Source organism: Haliscomenobacter sp., assembly GCF_033763495.1.
Lineage (GTDB): Bacteria > Bacteroidota > Bacteroidia > Chitinophagales > Saprospiraceae > Haliscomenobacter.
On record NZ_JANRKL010000030.1, the window covers coordinates 53,478 to 75,860 of the forward strand.

The 22,383-nt window shown below is 47.5% G+C and carries 18 protein-coding genes; 13 read left to right on the plus strand and 5 right to left on the minus strand.

Annotated features, from left to right (window positions below; all coding sequences use genetic code 11):
• Positions 1–444 precede the first annotated feature (444 nt).
• A complete protein-coding gene (gene htpG, locus SFV55_RS02950) occupies positions 445–2,313 on the plus strand; it encodes a molecular chaperone HtpG (protein WP_413776684.1) in 1,869 nt (622 codons plus the stop codon).
• Positions 2,314–2,459: 146 nt separating this feature from the next.
• Here the strand turns inward: htpG and SFV55_RS02955 are convergent, their stop codons facing one another.
• Positions 2,460–3,806, minus strand: a complete 1,347-nt coding sequence (locus SFV55_RS02955; RefSeq protein WP_320027963.1) for a D-alanyl-D-alanine carboxypeptidase/D-alanyl-D-alanine-endopeptidase — start codon at positions 3,804–3,806, stop codon at positions 2,460–2,462.
• 78 nt (positions 3,807–3,884) lie between these two features.
• Here SFV55_RS02955 and SFV55_RS02960 point away from each other — a divergent pair, with 78 nt between their 5' ends.
• The 6 genes from SFV55_RS02960 (at position 3,885) to SFV55_RS02985 (ending at position 9,986) form a co-directional block, all read left to right on the plus strand.
• Positions 3,885–5,807 (plus strand): serine hydrolase domain-containing protein, encoded by a 1,923-nt coding sequence (locus SFV55_RS02960; RefSeq protein WP_320027964.1) that lies wholly within the window; start codon positions 3,885–3,887, stop codon positions 5,805–5,807.
• Positions 5,808–6,440: 633 nt separating this feature from the next.
• The gene (locus SFV55_RS02965; RefSeq protein WP_320027965.1) at positions 6,441–7,439 is read left to right on the plus strand and encodes a LacI family DNA-binding transcriptional regulator; all 999 of its coding nucleotides are present in this window, start codon (positions 6,441–6,443) and stop codon (positions 7,437–7,439) included.
• A 70-nt stretch (positions 7,440–7,509) separates the two neighbouring features.
• Positions 7,510–7,932 carry an element excision factor XisH family protein gene (locus SFV55_RS02970; RefSeq protein ID WP_320027966.1) on the plus strand — a complete coding sequence of 141 codons (423 nt, stop codon included), beginning with the start codon at positions 7,510–7,512 and terminating at the stop codon, positions 7,930–7,932.
• Positions 7,917–8,261 carry an element excision factor XisI family protein gene (locus tag SFV55_RS02975; protein ID WP_320027967.1) on the plus strand — a complete coding sequence of 115 codons (345 nt, stop codon included), beginning with the start codon at positions 7,917–7,919 and terminating at the stop codon, positions 8,259–8,261. The genes SFV55_RS02970 and SFV55_RS02975 overlap by 16 nt, the downstream gene beginning before the upstream one ends.
• Before the next feature lie 17 nt (positions 8,262–8,278).
• On the plus strand, positions 8,279–9,379 hold the full coding sequence (mtnA, locus tag SFV55_RS02980) for an S-methyl-5-thioribose-1-phosphate isomerase (RefSeq protein ID WP_320027968.1): 1,101 nt from the start codon (positions 8,279–8,281) through the stop codon (positions 9,377–9,379).
• A gap of 1 nt (position 9,380) precedes the next feature.
• Positions 9,381–9,986 (plus strand): class II aldolase/adducin family protein, encoded by a 606-nt coding sequence (locus tag SFV55_RS02985; protein ID WP_320027969.1) that lies wholly within the window; start codon positions 9,381–9,383, stop codon positions 9,984–9,986.
• A 180-nt stretch (positions 9,987–10,166) separates the two neighbouring features.
• On the opposite strand, the gene SFV55_RS02990 is transcribed toward SFV55_RS02985, so the two are convergent.
• The 4 genes from SFV55_RS02990 to SFV55_RS03005 form a co-directional block, all read right to left on the minus strand.
• Entirely contained in the window at positions 10,167–11,270 is a 1,104-nt protein-coding gene (locus SFV55_RS02990) for a DNA alkylation repair protein (RefSeq protein ID WP_320027970.1), read from the minus strand.
• Positions 11,271–11,368: 98 nt separating this feature from the next.
• On the minus strand, positions 11,369–11,911 hold the full coding sequence (locus tag SFV55_RS02995) for a hypothetical protein (protein ID WP_320027971.1): 543 nt from the start codon (positions 11,909–11,911) through the stop codon (positions 11,369–11,371).
• Positions 11,912–11,962: 51 nt separating this feature from the next.
• A complete protein-coding gene (locus tag SFV55_RS03000; protein ID WP_320027972.1) occupies positions 11,963–13,141 on the minus strand; it encodes an alpha/beta hydrolase family protein in 1,179 nt (392 codons plus the stop codon).
• 63 nt (positions 13,142–13,204) lie between these two features.
• Positions 13,205–14,110, minus strand: a complete 906-nt coding sequence (locus SFV55_RS03005) for a helix-turn-helix transcriptional regulator (RefSeq protein WP_320027973.1) — start codon at positions 14,108–14,110, stop codon at positions 13,205–13,207.
• Positions 14,111–14,267: 157 nt separating this feature from the next.
• On the opposite strand from SFV55_RS03005, the gene SFV55_RS03010 reads away from it, so the two are divergent.
• The 6 genes from SFV55_RS03010 to SFV55_RS03035 all read left to right on the plus strand — a co-directional run bounded on the left by SFV55_RS03010 (position 14,268) and on the right by SFV55_RS03035 (position 22,349).
• Entirely contained in the window at positions 14,268–15,044 is a 777-nt protein-coding gene (locus tag SFV55_RS03010; RefSeq protein ID WP_320027974.1) for a hypothetical protein, read from the plus strand.
• Between the two features lie 105 nt (positions 15,045–15,149).
• Positions 15,150–15,500, plus strand: a complete 351-nt coding sequence (locus tag SFV55_RS03015; RefSeq protein ID WP_320027975.1) for a hypothetical protein — start codon at positions 15,150–15,152, stop codon at positions 15,498–15,500.
• A gap of 231 nt (positions 15,501–15,731) precedes the next feature.
• Positions 15,732–17,960 carry a TonB-dependent receptor domain-containing protein gene (locus SFV55_RS03020; protein ID WP_320027976.1) on the plus strand — a complete coding sequence of 743 codons (2,229 nt, stop codon included), beginning with the start codon at positions 15,732–15,734 and terminating at the stop codon, positions 17,958–17,960.
• A gap of 99 nt (positions 17,961–18,059) precedes the next feature.
• Positions 18,060–18,440, plus strand: a complete 381-nt coding sequence (locus SFV55_RS03025) for a hypothetical protein (RefSeq protein ID WP_320027977.1) — start codon at positions 18,060–18,062, stop codon at positions 18,438–18,440.
• A 133-nt stretch (positions 18,441–18,573) separates the two neighbouring features.
• Positions 18,574–20,835 (plus strand): TonB-dependent receptor, encoded by a 2,262-nt coding sequence (locus tag SFV55_RS03030; protein WP_320027978.1) that lies wholly within the window; start codon positions 18,574–18,576, stop codon positions 20,833–20,835.
• A gap of 107 nt (positions 20,836–20,942) precedes the next feature.
• Positions 20,943–22,349: a hypothetical protein gene (locus SFV55_RS03035; RefSeq protein WP_320027979.1), complete on the plus strand. Its 1,407-nt coding sequence runs from the start codon at positions 20,943–20,945 to the stop codon at positions 22,347–22,349.
• The last annotated feature ends 34 nt before the right edge of the window (positions 22,350–22,383 follow it).

Genomic DNA, 22,383 nt, shown 5'->3' on the forward strand with positions numbered 1-22,383 from the left:
AAATGATGCAGTGAACCTCCGGATCAAGCGTCCCCCCTTTGTTGATCGTTCAGTTCACTGCAAGCTCTTGTTGGTGTATTGCTTTTTATTGAACCCAAAAGGCAATACAGGACAAGCGATAGCAGAATGTCACGAAAATGTGATGGTATGTGTAGATAGAAATTTTACACAGAAATTGTGTAGAAGTGTAAAAAGCTCTTTTTGGTAAGAATAAAAACGTGATACAAAGAAAAGAAAATAGACTCACTAAGTCAAGCTAAACGTATTATTTTTTTTTACAATCGAGAAAAATACCTTTTTGAGGGTACAATACTTTTGTTGCTAAAAAATACAATCGGCGCATGCGGCAGTATACCCTGAGCTTTTGTGTCAAAATGTCAGCACAAGTAAGCATGGCATGTTGTTTGACGGTCTTTTTGCCAAAAGAAATAAAACCTTATAATCATGCAAAAAGGTAACATAGCCGTACAAACGGAGAACATTTTCCCCATCATCAAACGTTTTCTGTATTCTGATCACGAAATATTCCTCCGCGAGTTGGTATCCAATGCCGTGGATGCCAGCAATAAACTCAAAGCCTTGTCTCGCCGGGGCGAAGCCAAAGGTGAAATTGGCGATCTGAAAATTGAAATCCTGATTGACAAAGACGCCAAAACCCTGACCATCCGTGACCAGGGCATCGGGATGACCGAAGAGGAAGTAAAAAAATACCTCAATCAGGTGGCCTTTTCCAGCGCCCAGGAGTTTTTGGAAAAATACAAGGACGAAACCAACATCATTGGTAACTTCGGTTTGGGTTTCTACTCTGCCTTCATGGTGGCTTCCAGTGTAGAAGTACAAACAAAATCCTGGCAAGACGGCAATGCCGCTGTGCGTTGGACCTGCGAAGGTAATCCTGAATACACCCTCGAAGAAATTGAAAAAGAAAGCCGGGGTACCGATGTGATCCTGCACATTGCTGAAGACAGCCTGGAATTTTTGGAAAATGAGCGCATTGAGGGCTTGTTGGAAAAATACTGCAAGTTTTTGCCAGTCGCTATCCAGTTTGGCACCAAGGACGAAACCGTTTACGATGGCGAGGGTGACGAAAAAACCGAACGTACCATTCAGGTTGACAACATCATCAACAACCCCGAACCCGCCTGGCGCAAACAACCTGCCGATCTGACGGATGAGGATTACCGCAATTTTTACCGCGAATTGTATCCTCACAGTTACGAATCTCCGCTTTTTTGGATCCACCTGAACATCGACTACCCCTTCAACCTCACCGGGGTACTTTACTTCCCGAAATTGGGCAACAGCCTGGAGTTGCAACGCAACAAAATCCAGCTGTATTCCAACCAGGTTTTTGTAACGGACAGCGTCAAAGAGATTGTACCGGAGTTCCTGACCCTGCTGCACGGGGTAATCGACTCACCAGACATTCCGCTCAACGTATCGCGCTCCTACCTGCAAGCCGACAGCAACGTCAAGCGCATCAGCGGCTTCATTACCAAAAAGGTAGCCGACAAGTTGGCCGAATTGTTCAACAAAGACCGTGCTGACTTCGAATCCAAGTGGAGCGACCTGGGCATTTTTGTCAAATACGGAATGCTCAGCGACGATAAATTCTATGAAAAGGCCATCAAGTACGCCTTGGTGAAAAACCTGGCTGGCGAATTTTACCCCATCGAGGAATACGTTGAGAAGGTAAAACCCACCCAAACCGACAAACACGACAAGGTGGTGCTCATTTACACCACCCAGCCCGAAGCGCAACATACCCAAATCGAAGCTTGTAAAGCCTATGGCTACGAAGTGATTGTGATGGATCAGCCCATGATCGACAGCCCCTTCATGCAGCAATTGGAATACAAACTGGGCAAGGTAGTCTTCGTTCGTGTAGATTCTGATACGGTCAATAACCTGATTCAAAAGGATGAAAAGCCTGAATTGGTGTTGAACGAGGAGGAAAAAACCAAGGTGAAGGATGTCTTCACATCGGTGGTTAGTGACCCTGCAGGCCGGGTAGAAGTCCAGCCTTTGTCGCCACAGGAAGCACCCGTTATCATCACCCGCCCCGAATTTATGCGCCGCATGAAAGAAATGCAGGCCATGCAAGGTATGGGTATGGATGGTTTCCCGGATTCTTACCAGGTGATCGTCAATGGAAACCACGAGTTGGTAGCCAAAAAAATCCTGCAAGAAACCGACGCAGAGCAAAGTGCTAAGCTCGCCAAATACCTCTATCAATTGGCACTGCTGAACCAGGGCATGTTGAAAGGGGCCGAACTCGCAGAGTTCACCAAGCGCAGCCTGGAAAATCTCTAAATCATATCTAACTTAGGTGTCTCTTAGGTGCCTTAAGTTTCTTAGGTGGTGAAAAAGAAAAAAAGTCCTGCGAAGCAGGGCAAAAAATTATTCACCACCTAAGAAACCTTAGGCACTTAAGACTCACCTAAGCAGTCAGCTCGGTATTACAGGTTATCCCTTACCCATTCCAATATCTTCTGCATTTCCTTCCGAATCGGTGTTGCACTACCTAAATAATGGTTGTGCATAAAACTGAAAATCAGCACCCGGCCCTTGTTGGTGCGCACGTAACCACTCAAACAATGGTTATTAGAAAGGGTGCCCGTTTTGGCAAAAACGTAGGGCTTTCCATCCTTACCACCATACCAATCCTGGATTGTCCCACTCACCCCACCAGCTGGAAAAATTTTGAACAAACGCTCACTGGGGTATTCCAGGTATAATTTTTCCAAAACCGAAACAATGGTTCGCGGCGAAAAAAGATTATAGCGCGACAAGCCTGAACCATCCACCCAAACCATTCCATCTGGATTACTGCCCAAGATACTGCGCTGAGCGTACTCGATGATGCGGTTGATGTCCAGCTCACCATACAGTTTGGCCGAACAACTCAACAACAATTGCTCAGCAATGTAATTGTCGCTTTCCTGCATGAACAAACTCAGCAACGTATCTGGCAAGGGTGTAGACAAAGTCCGCCAGTTGTTGGTCAATACGGGCGGGTTCCACACTTGTACCTTGCGCTTGAGCGTGTCGGTCAACAACTCACTGGCCAGATGTGCCGTATACCTGAATGGAGTGGTGATGTTCACCTTGGCTGCACGCAAACAGGCTGCGTTGTACAAATAATGGCCATCGTGCTCTTCACGTAGGATTTCCGGCTTGCCGCTGGTATTGAGCGGATCGTATTCCAGCGTTGACAAAAAATAGTTGGGTTGCGTGCGCCATTTTTTGCTACTTGAATCAAGGCGAAACCGCACCAAATTGCCATAAATCGGGAAAGAAGCCTTCTCCGTCTGGTAATCATCCCGGAAATCATCCCAGGCCCAGCCGCTCCCGAAGCGGTTGTCCTTGTAGTTGCTGGCCGAAAAAGCCAGGTGTCTTTTTTCCTGGCTTAAAAACTTCCAGGCAACACTGTCCTGTGGGAAAAGTGGATTCAAAAACATGGGATTGCCCATGCCTTGAAACACGGTAAACTCACCTTCCTGGGTATACCGCAACACAGGGAGACTGTCCTTGAGTACTTTAAGCGTAGTGTAAAGAGAAAAAATTTTAGTATTGGAAGCGGGGGTGAAAAACTTGTCCGCATCTTTTTGAAACAAGGTCAATTTCCCATTGGGGTCGTACAGCATAAAACCATAAAAATGACGCGCAAAAATGGGCGACTGCAACAGCAATTTGTCCATCGCCACTTGTTGCGGACTGTTTAATGCTTGACCAAAAAGATTATGTGGGAAATACAGCGTGCAAAGCAGCAAAAAAGTAGTTATTTTAGTAAACTTGTAGAGCATAGAGCGATTATTTGCGACAAATGGAATGATCCGTGTTTTATCGCCCTAGAATACAAAAAAATATACAACCCTGAAAATATGCTGTGGAGAAAACTAACGCTAAGCTTGTGTATTGTGGTTTGCAATGTATGGCTGAGCGCACAAAGCAATGCGGTTGTGAACCTTTATCAGGAAGCATTGGCCAACCTGGTTATGCTTCGCAATGAAGGTTCTTTAGCCCCATTACAGCGCTTAGATAGCCTGCAAATCGCATATGTATCAGCAGGCGGCCCCAGACAGGCAGTTTTTCAGGACTTCCTGGAGCGCTATACCAACATTACCCCGCTAAACTTTCCCTCCATTGCTTCTGCTTCAGAAACGCAAAACTGGATCAATACCCAAAGCCGCCGCTTCAATTGCTTTATTCTGAGTATTGAAGACGTTTCAGCGGCATTAGATCAACCCGATTACCTCGCTGATGCTGCCTGGATTAAGGGCATAATGGCTACTGACCCGGTTGTTCTGGTTCTTTTTAATCCCCAACAAATCCTCAATAAATTGCCTGAATTGGCCGAGGCTCCGGTCATTATTGCTGCGGACGATACTCAGGAAGGACAATCGCTGGCGGCCCAACTGGTCTTTGGTGGAGTAAATACCAGCGGGCGTTTGCGTCGCCCACTGAGCCCACAACATCCTCTCGGAAGTGGCATGGATAGCCCCCCTGCTACTCGGCTGGGTTACGCACCTTCGGAATTGGTAGGCCTCGATGGTGCCTTGTTGCGCGATAGCATCAAGGCTATTGTGGAAGAGGGGATTCGTTTTCGGGCATTTCCCGGCGGACAAGTACTCGTTGCCAAAGATGGCAAGGTCGTTTATCACCAGGCTTTTGGTTACCATACCTATGAGAATGAGCGTCCGGTGAGGTTGAATGACCTGTATGATTTTGCCTCTATCACCAAAATTTCGACGGGTTTGCCGGTATTGATGAAATGGTACGGCGAAGGGACCTTTAACCCGGATGACTCACTGGGGGTATACCTTAATGAAAGTGTTGGCAGCAATAAAGCTGGAATTCCCATGCGGCGATTGCTCACCCATACTGCTGGGCTGATGGCCTGGATACCTTTTTGGCGCTCTACCTTGAAATGGAATGCAGATTACCCTTGGGAGGAAGGATGGGACAATGTGCGGGTCAACGATTTTCAGTTCAAACCACGCACCTTCAAGCCCGATTCCAGTGCCCGCTTCAATGTGCAGGTAACCGAACGTTTGTGGTTGCATCGAAAATATGGTGATAAGGTATTGTATGATGCCATCTATCGCTCGCCTCTGAGTAATAAACCGGGCTTTGTCTACTCCGATTTTTTCTTTTACACCATGCCCAAGATCGTCAAACAACGCACCAACATTGATTTTGAAACCTACCTAAAAAATACCTTTTACTGGAGGCTGGGCGCTTACTCTTTGACATTTAATCCGCTGCGCTTTTTCCCCAAAGACCGCATCATTCCTACCGAACGGGACACTTTTTTTCGCATGAGTTTGCTGCACGGGAAAGTAGACGACGAAGGTGCTTCCATGTTGGGGGGTATTTCAGGGCACGCTGGTTTATTTGGGACAACCAACGACCTGGCCAAACTGATGCAAACCTACCTCAACCTCGGCCGCTACGGTAATGAACAACTGATCACCGAATCAGCAGTCAAAGAATTTACGCGCTGTCAGTATTGTGAAACAGAAGGAATCCATCGTGGCCTGGGCTTTGATAAACCTTTTTTGGAATATGCTACCGGGCGTAGCTCCTATGCCAGAGACGCCAGCCCAGAGAGTTTTGGGCATACTGGTTTTACTGGCACTTTCACCTGGGCGGACCCTAAAAACCAACTCCTAGTGGTCTTTTTTACCAATCGGGTGCACCCTTCGCGCAGCAATCCAATGTTGATGAACAGGGCTTTACGACCCCGTCTGCATCAGGCTGTATATGATGCCATTAAAACACCGAAGGGAACTGATCCAAAATAAAAAGGGAGGAATACCTGGGGCACCCCTCCACTTAGTCATCTGGTTTCATACATTACTTACCTGCTAGTATAAACAGCAACAAAAAAACATGAAGTATATGCCTTGTGGGGCAAAATAATTTATCTTTGACAAAGGGTCGTGTATTCTTACCCCACTAAAAAAGGGCCCGGATGGGTTTATAAAAACTATCCGGGCTTCGTTATGTTGGGTTAAAATACGAAAAGAGCGAACCTGATGGAGTTGTGTGTTTTCCACACAGCCCGTAAAGTATTGTGCTGTTTTTTAAGCTTAAATTTCAGCTGTTAAACGTGCAGCAATACCCTTCAGCAGTTCTGCATTTTCCTCAAAAATCCACCACATAAGTCACTGAACTGCTGTGCATTGAAAATCTTATTTTCTTTGCTTTCACAAATTTACCCCATTGTTGCCGTTATGCAATAGCTAAAAAAGGCTGGTCATGCGCAAAGGTTTGTGCAAACGTTTGTTGTGGAAAAAATTATTACTTTTAAGGGTGTTTTTTTTCTGTGGTATATTTGGACTAGCCCCTGATTGACCGAACAATAGACTAGATGAGCAAAAGGTTACCTTCTGGCTGGACAAACTTTTGTTCATAAAGTCTAATACTTCATCTGAATGAATCGACCTACTATTACGGACATTGCCAGGTTGTTGCAGCTCAATCCTTCTACGGTTTCCCGAGCCTTGAATAACCACCCCGACGTCAGTCCCGAAACCCGCAACCGGGTGCAGGAGCTGGCGCAAGAGCTAGGTTATGCGCCTAATCAACTAGCGGTGAATTTGCGCAAACGCCACAGCGGCCTCATTGCCCTGTTGGTTTCTGAAATGAACATGTTTTTTAATCCTTCCGTATTTAGAGCGATAGAGCAGGAAGTTTATGCGAATGGTTACCATTTGATCATTCTACAATCCAACAATACCCTCATTCGTGAGCAACAAAATGTCCAGATTTGCCGACAACTGGCGGTAGAGGGCGTTTTGGTTTCACTGGCTTCGGAAGCGCAGGAATTGAGTCACTTTGCACCATTGTTGGATCAGAAAGTTCCAGTGGTGTTTTTTGACCGGATCCTCCCCCAAAACCACTCCTGTTCGGTGACCATCAATGACGTAGAAATTACCCGTCAGGCTATCCAGCATTTAGCCGACCAGGGGCACAGGCGAATTGGCGGCCTGTTTGGTGATCCCAATTTGACCATAACCCGCGAGCGGTTTCGGGGATTCAAGCAGGTTTTACAAGAACTGAATATTCCTTTTGAGGAAAAACACATCGCATTTGCTCAAGACTCGGAGCAAGGAAGCCAGCAGGCCTTAAAAATCATGGAAATAGAACCGGCCATTACTGCCTTTTTTACCATGTCGGACGAGTTAATGGTAGGAGCTGTGCAGGCAATCGAACAAAAACGCCTGCGTATCCCCGAAGAAATCGCCATCATTGCCATCAGTGATGGTTTCGCCCCGGAGTTTTACAACCCCAAAATCACCCATATCCGGCATTCCGGTTATGAGGTAGGGGCAGAGGCGGCCCGCTTGTTGCTGGGGGTCATCCGGGAAGAAATCAAAGATCCGCTGCACGTGCAGTTGGAGTGCAAATTGGTGAAGTTGGGTTCGGTGTAAAACTAGTTCCAATTTTCGGTTGCAACATGCTCACATAATGCCTAAATTTGAGGCTATAAGGGATTCGTAAATGGCTAAAGACAATTTTCATCAAGCCGTTGTTTCTGTATTAGAAAACGATGGGTGGAAAATAACCCATGATGGCTATCGCATAATGACGGACTTACTAAAAGATGCCTTGACAATAGACATCGGTGCCGAAAAATTAATCATAGCCGAGAAAGGAGTAAATAAAATTGCAGTTGAAGTGAAAAGCTTTTTGGGCGACTCCTTAATTTATGACTTTCATGGAGCACTTGGTCAGCTACTTGTTTACAAAATTAACCTTGAAATTCAAGAACCTGATCGGGAACTATTTTTGGCTATACCTTTAGCAGTTTATGAAAGAATGACCCAGCAACGCATTTTTGAAGTTGTAGCAGAACGGTATGATGTAAATTTTCTTGTTTATGAACCTGTAGAAAAAACAATCGTGTCATGGGTAAAACACTAAGCATAAAGCAAAAAGAAAAGGCTATCCTGTCGGTTTTAGAAGAAAATCAACTGTTGTCTTCCGAAGAAGGAGGGTACCAAAGAATAGTGATTGCTGACAAAGAAAATCATCACTATCAACTATTGGCAACTGGGTGGGCTACCCCTAACCATTTTGTCAATACGCTATTAATCCATTTTCAAATCAAACCAGATGGAAGCATCTGGCTTTTAGAGAATAACACGGAACTTCATATAACCGATGAATTAGCCATTCGAGGTATTCCAAAATCCGAAATAGTATTGGCATTTCATCCTCCTCAGTATCGAGCTATGGCTGGCATGGCTTAGATGATAACCTATCTATTGTGAAACTGCAAGGCAAACACTACCGCACCATCTGGCTCGACGAAGCCAATCCACGTATCGTTCGTACCTTTGACCAACGTTACTTTCCTTTCCAAATCGTTGAAGAAGCGTTGCATACCTATGAGGATGCCGCTGTAGCCATCGAAGAGATGCATGTACGGGGAGCGCCCATGATTGGCGCAACAGCAGCCTATGGTCTTTACCTGGCAGCATTGGCTGCTCCTGAAGAGGAAGCAGGAGCCAGTTTTTTGCAAAATGCCGCCAAGCGATTAAGAGAAACTCGCCCCACTGCGGTCGACCTCTTTCATTGTATTGACCGCATGATGAACCAATTAGCCCAGGCCTTCGATCGCGAAACCCGCATTCACACGGCTTTGTCCACGGCCAATGCCATTGCCGATGAAAGTGCCGAGCAATGCCGCATGATTGGGGTGCATGGCCTGGAGATTGTAAAAGCCATCAGCGAACGCAAGGGAGACGCCCCCGTCAATATCCTTACCCATTGTAATGCGGGTTGGCTGGCTTGTATCGATTATGGTACAGCGACTGCCCCCATTTACCTGGCCCATGATTTGGGAATTCCGGTACACGTTTGGGTCGACGAAACCCGGCCCCGCAACCAGGGTGGAAAAATCACTGCGCTGGAACTTCAACAACATGGCGTACCTCATACCATCATCACCGACAATGCCGGAGGCCACCTCATGCAACACGGGATGGTAGACATGGTGATCGTGGGTACCGACCGCACCACCCGCCAGGGCGATGTGGCCAACAAAATAGGCACCTACCTCAAAGCCCTCGCCGCCAAAGACAACGGAGTGCCTTTTTACGTTGCCCTCCCCTCCTCCACCCTCGACCTCAACCTACGCAATGGCCTGAAAGAAATCCCCATCGAACAAAGAGCTGAAGAGGAAGTCAAATTTGTATGGGGTTGGAAAGATGGGGAAATCCACAAAGTACTGACCACTCCCCTGGAAAGCCCTGCCGCCAATTATGGCTTCGACGTTACTCCAGCTCGACTCATCACTGGCTTGATTACCGAGCGAGGCATCTGTGAGGCAAGTGAAGAAGGTATTTTAGGCTTGTTTGCGGAATAATATGGACGAAGGGTACATCAAATTCCGGGCCGACTGGCAGCGACAAGGACCTTTGGACACCAGCACCGTCATTGAATTGAATTACTGGCGTGATCGTTTGTACCAGCTTGGCTTATTGGGTGCATATCCTGACGGCATTGGCTTTGGCAACATTAGCCAGCGTTGGAATGCCCAAGGGCAGTTCATCATCAGCGGCTCAACTACGGGCAATTTTGCTCAGTTGGGACCAGAGCATTACACCTTGGTCACCGCAGTTGAGCTGAATAAAAACCTGCTCCATTGCACCGGGCCTATCATCGCTTCCTCCGAATCCATGAGCCATGCTGCGGTATATTTGGAATGTCCCTGGGTCAATGCCGTTTTTCATGTCCATCACCGCCCAATGTGGGAGCAACTCCTGCACAAGGTGCCAACTACAGCTACAGGTGTAACTTACGGCACCCCGGAAATGGCTTATTCGATCATGCAATTGTTGCGGGATACCGATTTGCCGCAGCAGCGCATTTTTGTGATGGAGGGGCATCCGGAGGGGATTTTTAGTTTTGGGGCTACTTTGGATCAGGCTGGTGAGGTGTTGCTCAAGGCATTATCTACCATCAAAACTTAAATTTTGTACTTCATTTTTAATTACATTCTTTCTTAGGTGTCCCTTAAGTGCCTTAGGTTTCTTAGGTGGTGAAATAATTCTTTGCCCTGCTCCGCATGGCTTTTTTCTTTTTCACCACCTAAGAAACCTAAGGTACTTAAGGGACACCTAAGTTTATGCATATTAAATGCTTAGCGGTTTTTATGATACCATGAACTTTCCTTCCGCTAAGGCTAACCCATTGACCAAAATCCTCAAGACGTGGCCCCCAGGATAATGCTTTCGAGTGGTAAAATCCTGAAAACGTTGGTACCGCTCCACCACCACACTTGTTCCCGCCGCCAATTCCAGCTCCTTTATTTTAAAAACTTTGGAAGAAATTTTCCCCGAAAGCGTTTGGTAGTCGATTTGGTACTCCAGACGCAGGGATTGAGCTGCTGCGGCATGATTGCTGAGCTGGAACGAAAAATCCAGTTTGTCTCCTACAGTTACTTCTAGGCTATGTTGCAAGTTTGATACCTCAACTGCCTCTGCCCCTTTTTCAAAGCCAAAATAGGCCAATGCCTGAGCATTTCCTTTTTTCAACAAACCCCTACACGCGTGGCGCACGATCCAATCGGTATCCGAATTTTGGCCCAGCCAACGTCCTGCCATATCCAGCACTATTTGTGGATGTTCTTTGGCAATATCGTTGAGGTTGTTGGCTACGGAGCGGCGCACGGTTTCGGCGGGGTCGTTCTTGAGTTTTTCCAAAATGGGCAAAATCGGGGCTGGGTCCTGTTTAAGCACAGGCACCCCCATGCCCCAGGGCAAACGTGGGCGAATGCCTTCACTGGCCAGGCGGCGCAGCATCGGGCTCGGGTGATCGGCCCAAGCCAACATCTGAGCGTACATCCGCTCTGGATATTTGATCAAAAAGGGCCGAACCGTAAATTCACAACTGCTCCAGCGGGTCACCGTTTCGATGGCGGGGATGGAGGCATCGGGGTCTTCTACTCCATGCGCTTCAATGAACTCGGGCAAAAAGATCCACTCGAAAGTCAGTTTCTCACCGTGTTGATCGATATAGGATTGGGCAACTGCACAAACAATCCGGAGGGCATCGCGATATGCCGAAGGCAAACAGGCCTGGAGCGCATGAGCAATGTGCCGGGTGCGTTGCTTGAGTTCAAGGCCTTCGTAATGCTCGTCAAATACCTTTTCCAGAAAGTCTGTAGTGGAAAAATCGGGCCATACCTTTTTGACCAGTTCTGCAAAAGGGCTGATCAGAGGGCGGGAGAAGATGTTTTTCAGTGGCTCTGACATGAAGCGTTTTTTAGTAAGCAAAAATACTATTTTTTATTTTATCTTTACTTACCAAAAGTGCTTTTGTTTTATTTTTTTTGCCATTATTGCCCGCAACATCATTCCCATGATCTCACTTCAATCAAACGATTGATCGCCCAGCTGATGAAAAAAGCAATGATAAAAGACGAAACAAAAGGAATCCAGAAATAAATGCGGAAGTACTCAATCAGCAATTGTAAGGGAAAATTGATCAATGGATTGCCTGTGGTGCGCGCCCAAACCACCGAAATGATCGATTGCCCGTCTTCGCGCAACAACAGCGTAGTGACAATCAACACCAAACTCAGCAATATCGCAGTGCTCCACAATTCACTTACCCAGTCGCGCATCAAGGCCAGGATGACAACAACCAAACCCAGGGTAAGCGGTGCAGTCAGGCGAATCATTTGGTAAATCAGGGTGATGCCCTCGGCGTCCAGGCTAAAATCGCCTTGCAACACCGTAGACAAAATCCCCGGCAAGGAAAAAGAGGTGAGGGTTGTAATCACAAACACCGCAAGCCCTCCAGCCGTACTTATGTCTTTTAAGGCTTGTTTGAGGCTGTGTTTTTTCTTTTCCGGTTCCGCAGCAGGGTTGGTGGTTTTTTCGCTGGCCTCCATGGTTTTTTGGGTAAATATAGCGGGTTTAGGGAAAAAAGCAAGGCCTGATCCTCATTTCCCCACCTGCCCCACCAGCGCCTTTCCCACTACCTCATCGCCTTTTAAGGCATCCGCTGGCATTGGGTATTTTTCATTGAACACCTTCAAATCGGCCTCCGTCAAAACCGTATTGGGGCTTTCATCAAATTTCCCCTCTTTCAGTACCCCAGCCGTGTTCAACCTTAGGTGTTTGGCCAAAAAAGCATAAGCAGCTTGGCGTTTGGAGGCATTGTAATCGTGTTTTTCCTGGGAAAAGTGGGCATTTTCCACATTGGCAGCGCTGTTGTAAAATCCATAAATGCGTTGCACAAAAGGATATTCAAAGGTGGGTGTGTTTTTGGTCCAATCGTCGCCATCGGAGATCAGCAATAGGGGTTTGGGGGCAAAAAGCGCCGCAATTTCGAGGTTGGAGGTGATGTGGGTCGGGCGTTTGTGTACGGGCATGCCACTTTCGCAGGTACAGCCCCCAAAAAAATGCCCCGACACCATGACCACTGGCACCGCTACCTTGATGCGTTCGTCCACTGCAGCCAGCATAAAGGTTTGGGTGCCGCCACCCGATTCGCCGCTCATGGCCACACGGTTTTTATCAACCCCGGGCAGCGAAAGCAGGAAATTGAGCACGTAGGTGCTGTTGATGAGTTGCAGTTTGAAGGCCTTTTCAATTTTGTGATCGCAGTATTTGGCGTCGCCATACCCCACCATATCGTAGGCAAAGACGGCTGCGCCCATGCGCGCAAGCGTAGCACAACGCTGCTGGACGTATTCCTTGTAACGGGGCTCGGCGCCGTGCCCATGCGGCGCGAGAATGGCGGCCAGTTTGCCTTTTTTCTCCAGCGGGGTGTACAAATTCCCGGTCACGTAAATGCCGGGCAGGGATTGGAAGGACACGTTCTCTACGGCGTAGCCATTCAAGGTTTTGCGGCTGTGGATGGTGATGTTTTTGGGTTTTTTATGGCTCAGGGATTTGATTTCAGCGCCGTCCAGAATGCCTTGGCGGATGAGTTGGGCGCGTTTTTCCCAGCTGGCCTGGTCCTTGTATTTTTCGGCTACAGCACGGTGAATCTCTACGGCCTGGGCTTCGGTGTAGAAATTGCGTTGGCAGAGCTCGGGTTTTTCGGGATTGAATTGGGCGAGGAGGGCGCTGGTGAGGAGGGTGAAAAGTAGGGCAAACAAGGCTGGACTTCTCATGGCAAATGTTTTTTGTTCGACGTTCAAATTTAAATTAAAAAGCAGGAATAGTTGGCTTAACGCTCATTCCATCCCACCCAACCGATACTCCAATGGCGATACCCCCACCCTCTGTTTAAACAACCTCGTAAAATGCTGCGGATACTTATAACCCATGGCGTAAGCGATTTCGCTGATGGATTTGCTCTGGTCAAAAATCTTCTGTTTGGCCAGGTTGATGATACTGGCCTGGATGTATTCCAAAGCCGAGGTTCCCGTTTCTTTTTTGACCAAATCCCCAAAATAATTGGCGGAGAGGTTCAATTTTTCTGCGCAATAAGCCACGGTAGGTAAGCCGAGCGACTGCGGTAAATCCGAGTCAAAATAGGCTTCCAACAAGTGCTCAAAGCGGGTTAAAATGTCCTTGTTAAGGTTTTCGCGGGTAATGAATTGGCGGTCGTAGAAGCGGATGCAGTAATTCAGGAATAGTTCAATGTTGCTGACGATCAGCATTTTGCTGTGCTTGTCGATGCCGCGCTCCAGTTCTTCTTTGATTTTATAAAAACATTCCAGCACAATCTGGCGTTCGCGGGCCGAGATGTGTAGTGCCTCCGTTACATCATAAGCCAAAAAGCGGTAGTCCTTCATTTTTTGGCCCAGGGAAGTACCTTTGATCAAATCGGGGTGAAACACCAGGGCCCAGCCGCTGGGTTGAATCAGGTTCCCTGCTGGCAGATCAAACCCAAAAACCTGCCCTTGTGCAATGAACAACAAGGTCTCCTCCTCGTAGTCGTATTTGTTGCGGCCGTATTGAAATTCCTCACAGCGCAAGTCCTTCAAAAAAACCACATAAATTTCAGAGAGGTAGCGATTTCCGGGGATAGGCCTCGACTTTGACTGATCGAGGACGTTCACCAGGGGATGTAAGGTTTCTTGCCCCCGGCGGGAGCAAAACTGGGAAACACTGTATAGTTTTTCGATTTCAGCCATGGTAGCTTGTTTAGGCTTTAAAAATACAATAGTAGCTTCGATTTTCTGTTTGTCAACACCAATCTGTAAAAATGGTAAAGGATGCAGTAATCTGGGTAAGTAACTTTTAGCAAAAGGAAGGGAACTTTGTGCTCAACAATCAAAGCGCCTTCAACTGATGAAAAAAACAATCACCTTTTTCAGCTTTTTACTTTTTACACTCAGCTCTTTTGCCCAAACCATCGACACTACCCAAACCCCGAGTTTCTTCCGGGGGCAAATCACTGCTACCAACAACGGCATCTCCCTTATTCCCAATTTTTCCCTGAACAAACCCGCAGCCCTATTCGATTTGTCCGTAGGCAAAGGCCGTTTGAGTTTTGACCCCATGTTCCGCTTTGGCCTCGATGGCAAACCCTGGACCTTTATTTTTTGGTTTCGTTACAAATTGGTGGATCAGCGCAAATTCAGCCTCGGCATCGGGGCACACCCCTCCTTTTTGTTCCGCACAGAAACCACCACCATTGCTGGAATAAGCAAAGAAACGCTGACTTCCCAGCGCTATGTGGCCTGGGAAGCCTCACCCACTTACCGACTCAACAAAAATGTGGCATTGGGCTTCTATTACATCGGTTCCCACGGTTTGACCAGAGACCTGCTCCAATTGAGCAATTTTGTAGCGGCCAGAGCCATCTTTACCAATCTGAAATTGGGTTCACACTTCAACTACTCTTTTTCGCCCCAAGTCTATTTCCTGCAACAGGACAAACTTACAGGGACTTATTGGAATGCCAGTTTTGGCCTGGCCAAAAACCATTTTCCACTTACCTTCTCAGCCATTATCAGTCAAAAAATCCAGTCGGAAATTCCTGGAAAGGATTTTTTGTGGAGCCTTGGACTGGTGTACAACATCAACAATACTTATTTTAAAACCAGCGCTTTGACCCGGCATTAGTTCCACTTGTTATTCACTTGTTAAAACTTCTCGTGCCATCGCATCTCAAGCGTATTTTCCCTATTTTTGCAGCACCAAAAAATATTCTCTCAAAAATCATCAACCATGAAAAACGTATTCGCTGCATTTCTGACCTTCGCCTGCCTGTTTTTTGCCCAAACCCTGATGGCACAAACGGCCAATGCCCCTAAGGATGAAGTAAAAGTAGTTTCGGTAAAAGTGAGCGGCGTTTGCTGCAACGGTGACCTGGCCACCATCAAAAAGAAACTGGTCAACCAGGAAGGTGTCGATGCGGTAACTGCTGGTGATGCCAAAAAAGAAGCAACCAACATCAAGGTGACTTACCACCCAGGACTTATTTCTGAAGCCAAAATCCGTAGCTTGATTGAAAAAACCGAAGGTTGTGAAAAACCTGGGGATCTGCCATACAAAGTGAAAGCGCTGACGTATTTGTAACTGCTATCAATTTTAAGGTTTATTACCTGAGGTGAGTCTATGGTGTCTAAAGTTTCTTAGGTGGTGGAAAAGAAAAAATCTGCGGAGCAAAGCATTCTTTCACCCAAGAAACCTCAGGCACTTAAGGAATCACCTCAGTAGTTATCTTACCTAGGTAAGGATTATTTTTGTTACTCTGAGTCCTCTGGTTCGCTTTTCCCCAAGCAATCCCATTGGTAAAATCACGCTTCCATGCGCTTTCTTCTACTGCTCATTTCCCTTTTCCCCTGCGTCCTTTCCGCCCAAAGCATCAAAGGCAAGATCTTTGGCCAAACTCCCTCCGGCAATGAAATTCTGCCCGGAGCCACCCTCACTTTGGTAGGTAGCACCCAAGGCGCAGTGAGCAATGAATTTGGCGTATTCGAAATCTCGGTACCGACCGACGCCGACCCTCGACTGGTCGTCTCATTTTTAGGCTTCAAAACCGATACCGTAGCCATTGCAGGCCGTACCTATTTTTCGATTTACCTCAGTCCCGACCCCAAAAACCTGGAAGCCGCCACCGTCGTTGCCCAGCAAGGCGGTTCCTTCATCTCAGCCCTGCAAGGCATCAAGGTTGAAGTCATCAACCAAAAAGAACTCACCAAGGCAGCCTGTTGTGACTTGGCAGGTTGTTTTGAAACCCAGGGCACCATTCAGGCCCAAACCACCAACCTCCTGCTCAACAGCAAGGAACTCCGTATTCTGGGCTTGTCCGGTGTTTACAACCAAATTCTGGTCGACGGTATGCCCATGATCCTGGGCAACAGCTTCACCTATGGCATTAGCAGCATCCCCGGCACTTTGGTGGATCAGATTTTTGTAGCCAAAGGTGCCAATTCCGTTTTGCAAGGTTTTGAAAGCATCAGTGGTCAGGTCAACGTAGTCCTGAAAGAACCCAAGCCCGACAAAGAAAAAATCCTGCTCAACGCCTACCTCAATTCCTTTGGGGAAAAACACCTCAACGCCAATTTTTCAACCAGCCTGGGTAAAAACTGGCAAAGCCTGACTTCCCTGCATCTCGTACAACCCGCCAGCAAACGCGACCGCGATGAAGATACTTTTTTGGACATGCCCTTGCTGAGCCGTTTGGCCATTTACCAAAAATTCACCCTGGGCGATGAGCAAACGGAAGGCTGGAGCAGCAAAATTGGCCTGCGCTACCTGGACGAAAAACGCATCGGCGGGCAAACTACTTTTGATGCCAAAAACGACCAAGGTTCCACCCAGGTCTATGGCCAGACCGTGCAGTACCAACAACCCGAACTGTATACCAAAACCGGCTTCCGTTTCAACCCCCAGTCCAAAATATCCCTGATTGCATCGGCTTTCCAGCACCAGCAATCGGCCTGGTTTGGCGTCACCCAATACAACTCCCAACACCTGAATGCCTACGCCAACCTGCAATACGAACAGCTCTGGGCGCAAAAACACGACCTGAAGTTTGGCTTCAGTTACCGACACCTCAACCTGGACGAAAGCATCCGTTTTTCCAACAACGACCTGAAGCGCACCTTTGCTGGCGACTACCTGCGGCAGGAACGCACCCCGGGCCTATTTGCCGAAAACGTATTCAATTTTGAAAATTTCAGTATCATCACCGGAGCCAGAATGGACCACCACCGGCAATTTGGCTGGCAGTTTGTACCACGCCTAACCCTGCGCTACAACGCGGGCGATGCCACGGTAATCCGCGCCAATGTGGGCCGTGGTTTGCGCTCGGTCAATTTATTTGCCGAAAATGTGTCCTTGCTGATCAGTTCCCGCGACATTCGTTTTGCGGAGCCCCTGGAGCTGGAAAGAGCCTGGAACTCGGGGATCAACCTTACCCATACGGCTACGGGGGAGAACCTGGTGGCTACTTTTTCGGTAGATTTTTACCATACCCGTTTCCAAAACCAGATTTTCCCGGATTACGATTCCAATCCGGGTTTGGCGATCATTCAAAACTACCGCAGCCCATCGGTTTCCAATGGGTTTCAGTTTGATGCCAAATTTGTGTTGTCGAAAATTTTTGAGGCCAAGTTTGCCTACAACTTTTTGGACGTGTATCGCCCCACGATTGAAGGGCCAGTTTATTTGCCGTTTAATGCCCGCCACCGGGTGGTCGGCGCTTTTTCCTATGAGCCCAAAAACAAGGAATGGCATGCTGATGTGAACCTGCACTGGATGGGCCCGCAGCGGCTGCCGGATACCAAATCTTTGCCGGAGAACTTACGGCAGCCCGAGTTTTCCCGCGCTTTTTCGGTGACCAATGTGCAATTCACCAAGGTTTGGAAAAAGCTGGATGTTTATGCAGGCTGTGAAAACCTCTTTGATTTCCGCCAGATTCGCCCCATCATCAATTGGCAAAATCCTTTTGGTGAGTATTTTGATACGGCTTTTGCCTGGGGACCTACGCGGGGAAGAGAGTTGTACGTGGGGGTGAGGATGAGGCTGTGAAACTGCTTCAAAATTCCAAACAACCAGGAAACAAAAATCACCAATCCCCCAAATCCCAAACCCTGCTTTGCTACGTATATTTGTGCAGTACCATAGCACATGAAAAAAGCAAGCATTTGGATTCTTTTACTGGTTTATTTTACAGCATCCTGTGTGGAGCTGCTGCCAGTATTGAAGGACATGTTTGCGCACCTTTTTTGGCATCATCATCACCTGGAGCACGTTCACCACGGGGATAAAGACCATAGTCACGTCGGGGAGGAGATTGTTCAGTTGTTGAAATTCGATAAAGGGGGAGCTGAGGCCATCTCCGCAGTTCCGGATTACAAGTTTAGTTTATCGTTGCATATAGGTTCCGCAGTCCTTGTATTGACAAGCTTTCGGTCCATTTTAGGACAGCTTGTTGCCATCCCTACGTTTCGCTTCAATCTTCTAAGTGGTGTAGGGCAAGTTGTTTTTCTTCCTCCCGAGCAAGCCTAATTTTTAAAACACAGCTGTCTTCTATTAAAAATCTACCTTCCTCGGCAAGGGGCAAGGATGAATGTTTTTTGCCAAACACCTAGTGTAGGAGTATCACTTGTGGACACTTCTGACTTAGTCAAAATATTGTACAATGAAAAAGTTTTTTAGCTCAAAAACGGCCATTTTAGGCTTGCTTTTGGTGCTCAACACAAGCCTCCTTTGTGCACACGACATCATCGGACGGGTGCTCAATGCCCAAACGGGTGAAGCCATCGCAGGCGCCACCATATTTATTCCAGCGCTACAAAAGGGTACCACCACCAACGAATTGGGGGCCTTCAGCATCCAAGACCTGGACGGGGATCAATACGAATTAAGCATTTCTTATGTGGGCTTTATGACCCAAAATGTGCAGGCCAATACCAGTGAGTCCCTGGATATTCGCCTGGAGCCTACGGTGCTCGACCTAAGTGAATTTGTGGTGAACAATCAACGCGATCTGGGCAAAACCATGACCCTGATCAACAAAATTGACTTGGAATTGCGCCCCACCCGTTCTTCACAGGACGTACTGCGGATGATCCCAGGGCTTATCACTGCCCAACATGCGGGCGGAGGTAAAGCCGAACAAATTTTTTTGCGCGGCTTTGACATCGACCACGGCACCGACATTCGGGTTACGGTAGACGGCATGCCAGTCAATATGGTCAGCCACGCCCACGGGCAAGGTTATGCCGATTTGCATTTTTTGATCCCCGAACTGATCGACAACGTCGATTTTAACAAAGGGCCATACTACACCCAGCAAGGTGATTTTACCACAGCCGGCTATGCCAACTTCAATACCCGCAATGCCCTGTCGCGCAGTTCCATCAAGTTGGAAACTGGTCGATTCGACACCTATCGGGCCGTTGGGCTTTTGGATTTGTTGGGTAAAAATGCCAGTAGCCAGCAAAATGCCTATTTCGGCTCCGATCTGACCTTCAGCAATGGGCCTTTTGAAAGCCCCCAGAATTTCAACCGCATCAACCTGATGGGCAAGTACCACGGCTTGATTGGCTCGGATCAGGTGCTTACGGTTTCTTTTTCTACTTTCAGCAGCCGTTGGGAAGCATCGGGGCAGATTCCAGACCGAGCGGTGCGCAGTGGCCTCATCAGCCGCTTTGGTGCCATCGACGACAATGAGGGGGGCAATACCAGTCGTACCAACGCGAACATTCAATTGCTCAAAACCCTGGAGAATGGCGATGTACTGCGCAACCAGTTTTATTATGTCAAAAACAAATTTCAACTCTTCTCCAATTTTACCTTTTTCCTCAATGACCCGGTCAATGGGGACGAAATTCGGCAAACGGAGGACCGGGATATTTTTGGCTACAACCTTTCGTACAGCGCAGAACGCAAGTTAGGCGGACTATCCTTGCGCACGGAAGCGGGCTTAAACATCCGCTACGACAAAACCAAAGGGACCGACCTGGCCCGGACACTCAAGCGCAACACCCTGATCAGTTATGCAGCTTTGGGGGATATTGACCAATTGAATGCTGCGCTCTACGTGGATGAAATACTGAAGTTGAGTGATCGCTTTACAATCAATGCAGGTTTGCGTTTCGACCAGTTCAGCTTCGGTTATGTCAACCTGCTGGACAGTCTGTACGATCACCCCGTGGTAGCTGCCAATACCGTCAGCCCCAAGTTGAATTTTTATTACAATGCAAGTCCGAGAGTACAGCTTTACCTCAAGTCGGGCATTGGCTTTCACTCCAATGATGCTCGGGTGGTGGTTCCACAAAATGGGGTTGAAATCCTTCCCAAGGCTTATGGCGTGGACTTTGGCGCTTTTGTCAAGCCCTTGCCCAATCTGTTTTTGAATGTAGCTGGCTGGTTTCTTGACCTGGATCAGGAATTTGTATATGTGGGTGACGAAGCCGTAGTTGAACCTTCGGGCAAAACGCGCCGTTATGGCTTTGACCTGTCGGCGCGGTATCAGGCAACGAAGTGGTTGTTTGTCGATATGGACCTGAACTACACCCGGCCGCGTAGCCGGGAAGGGGCCGAGGGAGAGAACTACATTCCATTGGCACCCACCTTCACCAGCATTGGGGGCCTTACGACCAAATTTGCGAAGGGTTTGAACGGCAGTATCCGCTACCGTCATGTTGCCGACCGCCCAGCCAACGAAAACAATACCGTAACTGCTCTGGGGTACACGCTGCTGGATGGGGGGCTCACGTACACTGCCCGCAAAGCGGAATTCGGCTTGTCGTTTGAAAACATCCTGAATGTGGACTGGAACGAGGCGCAGTTTGATACGGAAAGCCGCTTGTTCAATGAGCTGAATTCGGTATCGGAATTGCACTATACGCCGGGGACGCCGTTTTTTGCGAAGTTTAGTGCGACGTTCTTTTTTTAGGGCAAGAGCGATTGGTTCTGATATCAACCCCTACGGGTAGGCTGTTCAGAATTAGAAAAAAAGTTCCCCCCGTTTTACCTTTGAAAAGGTGCTAAAACGAAGGGAACGTGAAAAAAAGTCAAGCTAAAGATATTCCAAAGGGATGGAAAATCAAAGCGATAGAGCGGGGTCAACGCTTAAAAAGCAGTAAAAAGCGGATCAAGGAGTTGACAGCGTCAAGAGATCATTGGCGGCATAAGTATTTTTCGCTTAAAAATGGTCAAAGAGAGGCGAGTAGAAAAGCAAAAAGGCATCAGTATGCTTTATGCTGGGTACAGTTTTGCTTGCGCTGCCATCAATATGGGGGTCTGGGTTTGAGAGCTTGTCGCCATTGCTTGAATTGTATCTATCTGTGCCTAAATATACAAGGACGGGTACCTAGTCATGTAAGTATTCGTAATTGGATCATTAAACAGGGCTATTATCAGGTTCATGATTTGGCCAAGCCAAAGGTAGAATGGGTAATCTGGGTGGATGAAAGCGTAGTCCTGGGTGCAGAATCAATTCTGCTAGTTTTAGGGCTACCGCTGCAAAAATGGCAATTTGAACGTCCTGTTTGTGTAAGGGACACTCATGTTTTGTGGGTGGAATCACGCCAAGGTTGGACCGTACAACAAATACAATCCATCCTACAAAAAGTTAAAGACATGGTTGATGTTCAATATGTAGTGAGTGATCAAGGAATAAATTTATGCAAAGCCTATGCTCAAGTGGGGCTTACGCACATTCCTGATTGCTCACATGTGCTGGCTGGTGGTATGGAAAAGTTGTACAAAAATGATCCCACCTTTGAGTTGTTCATTCGTTGGGCTGCTCAATTGCGAGCTCGCTGGGCCATGAGTCGACAAAAAGTAGCTTTTATGCCCCCCGCACATCGAACTAAGGCCAGATTTGCCAATGTCTTTCCTCTCGTTCGATGGGCTAAAGATGTACTCAATCGACCACAAAACGCCACATTAGTTATCCCGCAAGAAGTCAAAGACGAATGGGCCTTTTTAGATCAACACCGAAGCTTTGTTGAAGAACTATCTTGGATTGATCGCCTCAGTTCAGGCATAGCTAAAATCCTGAAAACCCAAGGTTACAATGATCATTCGCGGGACTTGATCCAACAATGCATCAGTCAAGTTGATTTACCCGATACCGACAAAATACAGGCTTTTAAGGATCACCTAAAAGCCTACCTCGAAAACGTAGAGCAACTGTGGGTATGTTTAGAGAACAAAACTTTGATTTGCTGCTCCGATGTCATCGAAAGCACTTTTGGTAAATTTAAGCTCAAAATCCACCCAAGGTCTCCTTTTGGGATGACCCAATTCCTGCTTTCCTTTGCCAATTTTACTCAAACCTTAAACCTTGATCTCTTGAAAATCGCATTGGAATCTAATACCCTGGAGAAATTGACAAAAGCTGATCCTAACCGGACGTCCTTTTTCAAATTCAAAGCACAATGCTTAGGAAAAAATGGTACGTAGTTTTTGCCCCATTCTGTACAGCCTACCCGAAGGG

Excerpts from the sequence above, each read along its gene's own strand:
- SFV55_RS02975 (WP_320027967.1), top strand. The coding sequence starts at position 7,917 with ATGGGTAAAACACTAAGCATAAAGCAAAAAGAAAAGGCTATCCTGTCG.
- htpG (WP_413776684.1), top strand. The coding sequence starts at position 445 with ATGCAAAAAGGTAACATAGCCGTACAAACGGAGAACATTTTCCCCATC.
- SFV55_RS03000 (WP_320027972.1), bottom strand. The coding sequence starts at position 13,141 with ATGAGAAGTCCAGCCTTGTTTGCCCTACTTTTCACCCTCCTCACCAGC.
- SFV55_RS03020 (WP_320027976.1), top strand. The coding sequence starts at position 15,732 with ATGCGCTTTCTTCTACTGCTCATTTCCCTTTTCCCCTGCGTCCTTTCC.
- SFV55_RS03010 (WP_320027974.1), top strand. The coding sequence starts at position 14,268 with ATGAAAAAAACAATCACCTTTTTCAGCTTTTTACTTTTTACACTCAGC.
- SFV55_RS02965 (WP_320027965.1), top strand. The coding sequence starts at position 6,441 with ATGAATCGACCTACTATTACGGACATTGCCAGGTTGTTGCAGCTCAAT.
- SFV55_RS03005 (WP_320027973.1), bottom strand. The coding sequence starts at position 14,110 with ATGGCTGAAATCGAAAAACTATACAGTGTTTCCCAGTTTTGCTCCCGC.
- SFV55_RS02995 (WP_320027971.1), bottom strand. The coding sequence starts at position 11,911 with ATGGAGGCCAGCGAAAAAACCACCAACCCTGCTGCGGAACCGGAAAAG.
- SFV55_RS03030 (WP_320027978.1), top strand. The coding sequence starts at position 18,574 with ATGAAAAAGTTTTTTAGCTCAAAAACGGCCATTTTAGGCTTGCTTTTG.
- SFV55_RS02985 (WP_320027969.1), top strand. The coding sequence starts at position 9,381 with ATGGACGAAGGGTACATCAAATTCCGGGCCGACTGGCAGCGACAAGGA.
- SFV55_RS03025 (WP_320027977.1), top strand. The coding sequence starts at position 18,060 with ATGAAAAAAGCAAGCATTTGGATTCTTTTACTGGTTTATTTTACAGCA.
- SFV55_RS02970 (WP_320027966.1), top strand. The coding sequence starts at position 7,510 with ATGGCTAAAGACAATTTTCATCAAGCCGTTGTTTCTGTATTAGAAAAC.
- SFV55_RS03015 (WP_320027975.1), top strand. The coding sequence starts at position 15,150 with ATGAAAAACGTATTCGCTGCATTTCTGACCTTCGCCTGCCTGTTTTTT.
- SFV55_RS02955 (WP_320027963.1), bottom strand. The coding sequence starts at position 3,806 with ATGCTCTACAAGTTTACTAAAATAACTACTTTTTTGCTGCTTTGCACG.
- SFV55_RS02960 (WP_320027964.1), top strand. The coding sequence starts at position 3,885 with ATGCTGTGGAGAAAACTAACGCTAAGCTTGTGTATTGTGGTTTGCAAT.
- SFV55_RS02990 (WP_320027970.1), bottom strand. The coding sequence starts at position 11,270 with ATGTCAGAGCCACTGAAAAACATCTTCTCCCGCCCTCTGATCAGCCCT.